The following is a 7,118-nucleotide window of genomic DNA, read 5'->3' on the forward strand; positions in this document are numbered from 1 at the left end:
ATTAGGGAAAAAAATAAAAGCACTCTTTTCATATCATTATCTGTTTGTAAATTCATATATTCCTTTTTTCTTTTTTTGTTCTTCTACTCTATTTCTGATAGTTTGAATTATGTCACTATTAGCTTTAAGACCATTCATCAGTAGTTCTGGTGTTGATTTATCGCCAGAATAAATGTAGATATTGGTGTTGTTTATTAAAGACTGGATAAAACTTTGCTTTTCTTCATAATCATATACCCGATATAATTCTATGTAGTTAATCCTTTTTGAAAGTACTCCTTGATATATTTTTATTTGCTCTCTAGTTATAATCCATTTTGTACAAAGTAACATTGAAATATATCTGTAGAAAATTATAAATATCAACAATACTAATATCGTTCCACTGATAAATTTTAATAATTCATGTTCTCTTATATATTTACTAAAAATGAACACGAAAATCGCTAATGTGATTAAAAGGAAATTCTTCATTAACCAATATCGGAATTTAGGCTTTAATATAATATCATCAGAAGCTATGTTTGTTCCATCATTCATAACTTAATACTTTTTTTTTGTTCATGTTGTTTCATTAGAATTTCATTGAAATCTTTTGCTTTTTCTGCTTTATGAGAAATCATAGGAGCTATTATTTTGCTTTTTTCCCTAAAACTTTCTAGTGAAACGTCATTTTTGTTAATAGTGAATTCTCTACCCTTAGTTTTAAACAGCACATCATCTTTATTTTCTTTTATTGTCACTTCTGTATTACTAATGATTCCAGACACTTTAATGTCATACAAATTACCGTTTAAATCATTATCAAAACAGGTATGTACTTTAGCTTGTGGGTATCGCAATAAAGTGTTTTTTATTTGATTAACTGAAATGTACCCTCCTACACTACAAAAAACACTTTCTTCTAATTTGATTTTGTTAGCATTGAGCTGATAGAAGCTCATAGCATCTAAAGCGGATTCTGCAAAGTATATATGTTTTGCCATTTGGGGGTGTGGGCAAAAATCAGCAATCCAAAGCGAGTTACTTTTATCTCCTCCGGCAGCCATTCCTTTGAATCCATAGTTTCTTAATTCGTAATTTGTTACTTTGTTGTCTTTATCTGTTGGATTAATATAGGGAAAACCTATATTATAATAATTGCCGTTTCCTTGTAAGTCTTTAACCCTTGTGATAAATGGGAGAAACTTCTCTACGACTTGATGATTTATATTTCTTTCATTTGTGAGAAATCTTAAATCAGCGAGTGTAGTAGGAAATTCTTTATACCTATCTCTGTCAAAAGATTTGTTTTCTGTTTTTACAACTTTGAATGCTTCATATTTAGGACTATAAGGCTCATTTGCGTAATGTCCTAAAATCATATTAATTCGCACAAATGTATTTTGATGTTGGAATTGTGGGAAGTCGTTAATATGATTTTTGATGAACTGAATTAAATCTCCACCTTTATAATTCCTATCATAGTAGTGTTCTTGTACACTATGAGGATTCTTGATGATGATTTCATCCAACTTGTTACCTGCTCCGTCTGTTAGTTTAAAAACAGGCGAAACCTTTCCTTTGCTAATGTCTTGTTTATATCCTAAATCTTCAAGTATTTGAATGATGGATATTTTAGCCTTATAATCGTCAAATGTTAGCATAATATTATAGTTTCATTGTTGGAGTATCATTATTTTTTCCGTAGGTTCTACCATATCCGAGAATAGATGCTTCTTGCTTCGCTGTTGCTTTAATAGAACTATCTATTTTATCTATCTGGGTAGATATTTGTTCTCCGACAGTTTGTTTAGTAGCTTCCCTAGAGCTGGAATATGTTTTTTCTACTTCCTTGTAAGAAGCATAATCCTTAGAAAGTTTATGTTTCTCTAAAAAGGCAGCCATTTCGGTGGGTTTATCTTTAAAAATTTCATCAATCCCTTTAGCTCCTTTTTGGGCTACAAACTCTAATCTTTCTTTATCAGATATATGTCTTTCTTTCCCTATTGTTTGTTCTTTATTTTCAGTCGCTTTAATTTCTATAGTATTTGCATCTTTGATTGATAATCCATTTCTGGCATTCAAATCTAGTTTTACTTTTGCAGCTTTGTTTAGTTCCTCGTTTACAATGGTAATTTCTTTTCCATTTTTGAGATTTTCTTGCTGCATAGGAGTTAGCTCTACTCCTCCAAGTTTTTGGGGAATATGAATGTCTTTTGCTTTTATTGATACAATCTCATTAGTATCTTTGTCACGTTGGTGCAATGTTCTTTCTCCTTTTGAATTAGTCTTTACTACGACATTATCAGCTTTTAGGGCTTTTATTTCATCCTTAGTAAAGGATAAATCATTTTTTATTTCTTGTCGTTTAGGAATGAGTAAGATAGCAATCCCAGCGATTGGGTAAACTACAGTAATAGCTGCGATTGCTAGTTTTCTAGCATTGATACCATCAATTTTGATGCGTTTACCTTCTTCTTTGAAATCAATTTCGTTGGCTTTTAATTTAGATTTATTTTCAGGTGTATTCTCGGCTGTTATATATTTAAGAGTTGTTGCTTTCCCTTCAAAATGGAGTTTCCCATTTTCTGTTTTATAAGACACTTTTTCATTGTCTAGAAGTGTTCTATTATCAGGAGTATCTTCAATGGAAAAATTTAGCATACCAGTTTTTTTCCCATTTCTGATATTTGCAATATCTTCGGGGCTTAAATTTTCCGGTTTAACTCCTACTTCATTAAACTTGTTCCAATCTATATCAACATATGAACCTTTACCATCTAGGGTTTGGTTTTGTTCATAAGCATATCGATAAAGGTCTTCTCCTTTATATGCAATTTTATTTTCAAGGTCAATGACTGTAAATCCGTCTTTATATCCTTCATTCTTATTAGCACCTTGTTTTATATCATCCCATTTTATAATTGCAACATTGTGGTTTTCTCGTAAATATTGGCTATATTCTTGGAAATTATTGCTAGCTTGTTCTTTATCAAAGAAACTGATTATTCTTTCTTTAGATTGCTCTAACAAGGATTCTCTATTATCTCCTAAATTGCCAAGTTTAAGTGTATTCAGTGGATAAGTATATGTTTCATTACCTTTGGAAAAGATAATATCACCATTTCGATATTCTTCTGAATATCCAAGAACTGCTGCTATGGCTCGGAATTGTCCGGCATTTTCATAACTATATTGCAGGGCTTCAAAACTTTTCTTTTCTTCCATTTTATAATTTGAATTTATGTTCTACTTTAGATTGAGATTCATTTCCAAGTGACGGCTTTTGTCCTTTCATGTATTCTATATATTCATTTCTGTTTTTATCAGTATGAATAGTTCCTATAATTTGTGGGTTATGCCGGTCATAAGCTATTTTCTGTTGCTGCTCGAAGTCTAGGAATTTTATTCCTCTTGGATTATTTAAATCTAATCTTATGGCAATTTTTTCTTTGTCAACGTTTAAAATCAATTCCTTACCTGATTTTAGAGTTTCCTTTTGTTGCTTATCCAGCTCAACACCTTTTATGTTTGAAGGTATTGAAATGCTTTTGATTTTTGTTTTAAGCAATTCGTTTGTTTCAGGGTCTAATTGTACAAGATATTTTTCATTGTTAATAGTTTTTGTTATTATTTCGTTATCTTGAAGTCGTTCTAACTCCTTTGGCTTAAGATTTATATCATTCATTATTTCTGGTCTGACTGGATGAATTTTAACGCCAGCATTGTTACTGTCTTTCCAGTACAAACTTATTTTTCCTTTCATACTTATTTCTTCTCCATTGTTATCGTGAAAAGAAAGGTCTAGTAAACTGGTTCTCTTTCCAGATAATAGAGCTGTGATATTTGCCTTATCCAAAGACCATATCTGCTTTTTTGATATTCCTATTAGTTCTAATTCTTTATATGGAATATCATTTTCATTAAAAATAGCTTGATTTTTATCCATGTAATGTATATTTTTGCTCAAAAGTAATAAAAATATCAATATGAAGAATAAAATTATCATGTTTTTTGCTTATTCATTGTTTTTTTCAGTGAATGGCTACTGTCAGTTTAATACGGTATTACAGAAAAAGGATATTCCTAAAGCAGAACCAGTATTAGCAACGACAGAAAATAAATTGATAGAAGAAAAAGAAAAGGCTGTTGTCGTCAATGATGCTTTGACTACAGAACGGCTTGCATACTGGAAGCAAAGAAGGTATTTATCTTTGCCCATTGATTCAATGGTGATAACTTCCCATTATGGTAAAAGAAAAGACCCATTTACTGGAAAAATAGCAAATCATAGAGGGATAGACCTTAAAGGTAACAACGACTATGTTTATTCGATAATGCCGGGAATGGTTGTAAAAACAGGAAAAAATAAAGGGTTGGGCAATTATGTAGAAGTGCGTCATGGTGATTTTACTTCTATCTATGGGCATTTATACAGTGTGCTTGTAAATGCGAAACAAGCTGTTGAAGCTGGGCAACCAATAGGCATTAGTGGAAGTACCGGGCGCAGCACAGGAGAACACTTACATTTTCAAATGGAATACAAAGATAAGACTATAGACCCCAAGCCAATTCTTGATTATATTAATGAGGTAATCAGAACCGTTAAAGGACAAATTTCACAGCAAATAGATAATGAGTTAAGACGCAAATAAATAAATAGAAAGGGAGGATTGGAAAAACCAGTCCTCTCTTTTTATTTGAATCAGAAAAAACCTTTTTTTAATCCTTTTTCTTGTCTTTGAACTTTTTCTAATGAAGATTGAAGTTGTGACAGAGCTTCTTTCATTCCTTTTTTTACTTCAGGATTCGTGACGGATTCAATAAGTTCTTTTCCTGTTTGAATGTTAGTCTTAAGTATTTCTTTATTCTTCATCTGTTTTGCACGACTTTCATCTATAAAAATAGATGGCATACTTTTACAACTCCATTCACCATTTACTAGGTTAAAATCTTTAATTCTTTCTTTCGCTAAGTAGGTGTGGATAGAAATCTTATCTACAGCCTTGTCACTGTATAATTGGTTTGCGGATTTCATTAGTCCATTTATGGCTTTGTTATGTGAATCAATGTCGGCTAATCTTCCTTGTCCTTTACTTAGTACTTCTTCTTGATACCTATTGTAAAGTCCCAGTTGGGTAAACTCCTTGGGAGCTGCAATAATATATGCTTCAACAGTGAACCCTGCATCTTTAAATTTTTGTGCTGTCTTTAAAGGTACATCTGGATTTCTCATAGTTCCTTCTATAATAATATTGCATTTCCGTTTAATGGCTTCTTCTATTAGTTTTTCTGTAAAAACGCTAGAAAAAATCTGGGTTTCAATGGGGTATTTAATAGGGTCTTTTATTAGTTCCTTATTGGGGTGAAACTGTCTGTAAAGGTCACCATTAACAGTGAGAAAATCTAAGTTAGGATGGTCTTTCTTTGCAACATTTATAAGAGTGCTTTTTCCGCAAGCTGGTTGTCCACCTAAGATTATAGCAATAGGCTTTTGTGATGATATATTGATGTCCTCAAATAAGCCATCTTTTTTTTGTTCAAAGATGGCTTCTACTTCATAGCGTTGCATAATATGCTTTCAATTTAGGTGCGTAATAGTTTTGTATCTTATCCATGACTGATAAGCGCACATTTTCAGAAACTTCAAACTGCAACAATCCATTTGCTATTTTTTCTTCTGTGTTGAGAACAGAAAGTTCTTTTTGCAGTATTTTTTTTCTGTTTTCATCCTTCTCTTCTGATATTTCATCTATCTTCATCATGCGGAGTGTCCCGATAATGTCGAGCGCAACATCCAAACTCATTTCTTTATTCATGGTTCATTATAGTTTTATGATTTATACCTCAATAGATTCTGTGAATTTTAATAATGGAATAACTTTCACTGTATGAAATGAAAGTTGGTTAAAAAGCTTATGGGTCTTTAGCATTTCAATCGCTGCATCAGCCGTAACAACACCTTGTTCATAAAGCCGGATTGTTGCATATAACTGGTCATTGGCAACGGGGCCCATTATTAAATCATAGCTGTTTTTTCCTTTTCCTCTGCGGTTATTAACTACAAACTCCAGCCACTCTTTTGTAGCCCCATCAAATCGAAGGACTGAAAACTCTCTATCAAGAATATTATCGGGGACTTCATAAACTGAAACGACAGCTTTTTTACCATGTTCCCGATTCCTTTTGAGTATTGCCCACTTCTTAGCCTGTTCAAAATTAGTTGTCGTATAGAATCCTTTTCCAAAGTCAGTAGCTTTACGCCCTTTCTGTATATTAGGGGATTTGACGGTAACTGTTGAGCCGTGATATAGTTTCATGCCTTTTTATTGATATAAGTTATTATAGTATCTAATATATACTCTGTATCTTGTGTGTGCAGCATTTCAAAATTTTCATATAGAAATTCAAAAACGCCATGATTGGAAAACAGCAAAAGAGTTTCTTTAGCACTTATATTTTTAGTTTCCCTGTAATTTTCAGCACAAAACATTTGAAAAAGCAATATCTTTGGATTGTCCTTTTGTACTTTCTTCTGTTCTGTTTTCTCTTTTTCTAATGCTTCATAAAGTGATAATGTGCTTGAATACCACAGTTTTGTATTCTCGTCCAATAATGCCTTGTACAAATTGGAGGAATATATATAGTATAACGCATCTTCTAAAGGTAGCGTTTTTCTTTTCATGACTGTATCAACCAATTCTCTCATAACAAATGGGAGCATAGCCGAACCAAGTTCATTTTGATATGTTTGATTAGTTTCCATAACTATTTATTTTCTAATTTTATATAGCTATCTTGCTGATGTATTTAGCAAAGATAGAGAAAAAACAATCATCATAGACCTATTGTATTGATTAGTTTGTAAATAGGTTCTTTGTATTTCTTTAGATTTTTAATTTGTATAACATACTTATTGATTCCTAGCTCATTAAAGATTTCTGCGTACATTTTTATTATGGATTTTCTGTAGTAGATGGTTAATCCTACTATTGCAATGCAAATAAAAATCAAATAGACTAGTTCACTATACGCATAGATTGCTAATACAAAAACTCCACCCATAGCCCATAAAAAGCTACTTAAAAGAAATTTTAAGATATTCATAATTTTGTTTGCTGTTCTTTATACTGGCA

The 7,118-nt window shown here is 31.8% G+C and carries 9 protein-coding genes; 1 reads left to right on the plus strand and 8 read right to left on the minus strand.

The window, feature by feature from the left end:
* Nucleotides 1-36: 36 nt before the first annotated feature.
* Genes HMPREF2794_RS10435 through HMPREF2794_RS10450 form a run of 4 tightly spaced genes read right to left on the minus strand, consistent with a single transcriptional unit; the run spans nucleotide 37 to nucleotide 3,931 of the window.
* Entirely contained in the window at nucleotides 37-540 is a 504-nt protein-coding gene (locus tag HMPREF2794_RS10435) for a PH domain-containing protein (protein ID WP_005647342.1), read from the minus strand.
* Nucleotides 537-1,646, minus strand: coding sequence for a toprim domain-containing protein (locus HMPREF2794_RS10440; RefSeq protein ID WP_005647340.1), 1,110 nt, complete (start codon nucleotides 1,644-1,646; stop codon nucleotides 537-539). The genes HMPREF2794_RS10435 and HMPREF2794_RS10440 overlap by 4 nt, the downstream gene beginning before the upstream one ends.
* A gap of 4 nt (nucleotides 1,647-1,650) precedes the next feature.
* Nucleotides 1,651-3,210, minus strand: a complete 1,560-nt coding sequence (locus HMPREF2794_RS10445) for a DUF3945 domain-containing protein (protein ID WP_005647338.1) — start codon at nucleotides 3,208-3,210, stop codon at nucleotides 1,651-1,653.
* Nucleotide 3,211: 1 nt separating this feature from the next.
* Nucleotides 3,212-3,931: a DUF4099 domain-containing protein gene (locus tag HMPREF2794_RS10450; RefSeq protein WP_005647336.1), complete on the minus strand. Its 720-nt coding sequence runs from the start codon at nucleotides 3,929-3,931 to the stop codon at nucleotides 3,212-3,214.
* A gap of 40 nt (nucleotides 3,932-3,971) precedes the next feature.
* Here HMPREF2794_RS10450 and HMPREF2794_RS10455 point away from each other — a divergent pair, with 40 nt between their 5' ends.
* A complete protein-coding gene (locus tag HMPREF2794_RS10455; protein WP_005647334.1) occupies nucleotides 3,972-4,637 on the plus strand; it encodes a M23 family metallopeptidase in 666 nt (221 codons plus the stop codon).
* 50 nt (nucleotides 4,638-4,687) lie between these two features.
* On the opposite strand, the gene HMPREF2794_RS10460 is transcribed toward HMPREF2794_RS10455, so the two are convergent.
* The 4 genes from HMPREF2794_RS10460 to HMPREF2794_RS10475 are packed head-to-tail and all read right to left on the minus strand — an operon-like array spanning nucleotide 4,688 to nucleotide 6,748.
* Nucleotides 4,688-5,554, minus strand: coding sequence for a zeta toxin family protein (locus HMPREF2794_RS10460; RefSeq protein ID WP_005647332.1), 867 nt, complete (start codon nucleotides 5,552-5,554; stop codon nucleotides 4,688-4,690).
* Nucleotides 5,541-5,801 (minus strand): hypothetical protein, encoded by a 261-nt coding sequence (locus tag HMPREF2794_RS10465; RefSeq protein WP_005647331.1) that lies wholly within the window; start codon nucleotides 5,799-5,801, stop codon nucleotides 5,541-5,543. The genes HMPREF2794_RS10460 and HMPREF2794_RS10465 overlap by 14 nt, the downstream gene beginning before the upstream one ends.
* Nucleotides 5,802-5,822: 21 nt before the next feature.
* Nucleotides 5,823-6,302, minus strand: a complete 480-nt coding sequence (locus HMPREF2794_RS10470; protein ID WP_005647329.1) for a DUF3990 domain-containing protein — start codon at nucleotides 6,300-6,302, stop codon at nucleotides 5,823-5,825.
* Entirely contained in the window at nucleotides 6,299-6,748 is a 450-nt protein-coding gene (locus tag HMPREF2794_RS10475) for a DUF3791 domain-containing protein (RefSeq protein WP_004295329.1), read from the minus strand. Before HMPREF2794_RS10475 ends, HMPREF2794_RS10470 begins: the two co-directional genes overlap by 4 nt.
* Nucleotides 6,749-7,118: the final 370 nt, after the last annotated feature.

Source organism: Bacteroides sp. HMSC067B03 (genome assembly GCF_001811315.1).
Lineage (GTDB): Bacteria > Bacteroidota > Bacteroidia > Bacteroidales > Bacteroidaceae > Bacteroides > Bacteroides faecis.

What these genes read in the sequence shown, in the direction of transcription:
- HMPREF2794_RS10435 (WP_005647342.1), bottom strand. Translation starts at nt 540, where the DNA reads ATGAATGATGGAACAAACATAGCTTCTGATGATATTATATTAAAGCCT.
- HMPREF2794_RS10440 (WP_005647340.1), bottom strand. Translation starts at nt 1,646, where the DNA reads ATGCTAACATTTGACGATTATAAGGCTAAAATATCCATCATTCAAATA.
- HMPREF2794_RS10445 (WP_005647338.1), bottom strand. Translation starts at nt 3,210, where the DNA reads ATGGAAGAAAAGAAAAGTTTTGAAGCCCTGCAATATAGTTATGAAAAT.
- HMPREF2794_RS10450 (WP_005647336.1), bottom strand. Translation starts at nt 3,931, where the DNA reads ATGGATAAAAATCAAGCTATTTTTAATGAAAATGATATTCCATATAAA.
- HMPREF2794_RS10455 (WP_005647334.1), top strand. Translation starts at nt 3,972, where the DNA reads ATGAAGAATAAAATTATCATGTTTTTTGCTTATTCATTGTTTTTTTCA.
- HMPREF2794_RS10460 (WP_005647332.1), bottom strand. Translation starts at nt 5,554, where the DNA reads ATGCAACGCTATGAAGTAGAAGCCATCTTTGAACAAAAAAAAGATGGC.
- HMPREF2794_RS10465 (WP_005647331.1), bottom strand. Translation starts at nt 5,801, where the DNA reads ATGAATAAAGAAATGAGTTTGGATGTTGCGCTCGACATTATCGGGACA.
- HMPREF2794_RS10470 (WP_005647329.1), bottom strand. Translation starts at nt 6,302, where the DNA reads ATGAAACTATATCACGGCTCAACAGTTACCGTCAAATCCCCTAATATA.
- HMPREF2794_RS10475 (WP_004295329.1), bottom strand. Translation starts at nt 6,748, where the DNA reads ATGGAAACTAATCAAACATATCAAAATGAACTTGGTTCGGCTATGCTC.